1 protein-coding gene is annotated in these 437 nt (G+C 66.1%); it reads left to right on the top strand.

Annotation, left to right across the window (positions count from 1 at the left end; genetic code table 11):
* Positions 1-83 precede the first annotated feature (83 nt).
* A partial coding sequence (locus DU475_RS23980) for an endonuclease domain-containing protein (RefSeq protein ID WP_164633536.1) occupies positions 84-437 on the top strand: 354 nt, incomplete at its 3' end.

Genomic DNA, 437 nt, shown 5'->3' with positions numbered 1-437 from the left:
ACCCTCTGCTCCCCTCCCCCTTGCGGGGAGGGGGCGGGGGTGAGGGTCCACGGATGCAGACGTCAATGTTTGGATCGCCAGCGATGATCGACGATCGCCAGCGGTACTTCGCGCAGATGATGCGCCAGAATCCGACGGACGCCGAGCGCTTGCTGTGGCAGCGCTTGCGGCACGACCTCGTGCTGGCGAACTCGCACTTCCGCCGGCAGGCGGCGATTGGTCCTTTCATCGTCGACTTCGCCAGCCGCGGTGCCAAGCTCGTGATCGAACTCGACGGCGGCCAGCACGACGAGCAGCGCGATGCCGATGCGGCGCGCACGCGGCACATCGAAGCGCTCGGTTATCGCGTGCTACGCTTCTGGAATAACGACGTCCTCGGCAATCTGGATGGTGTTCTCGCCGAGATTCAGTCCGCGTTGCCCCCCACCCCCGACCCC

The organism is Rhodopseudomonas sp. WA056, from assembly GCF_010906995.1.
GTDB lineage: Bacteria > Pseudomonadota > Alphaproteobacteria > Rhizobiales > Xanthobacteraceae > Rhodopseudomonas > Rhodopseudomonas palustris_G.
This window is presented reverse-complemented; position numbering and strand designations above follow the sequence as displayed.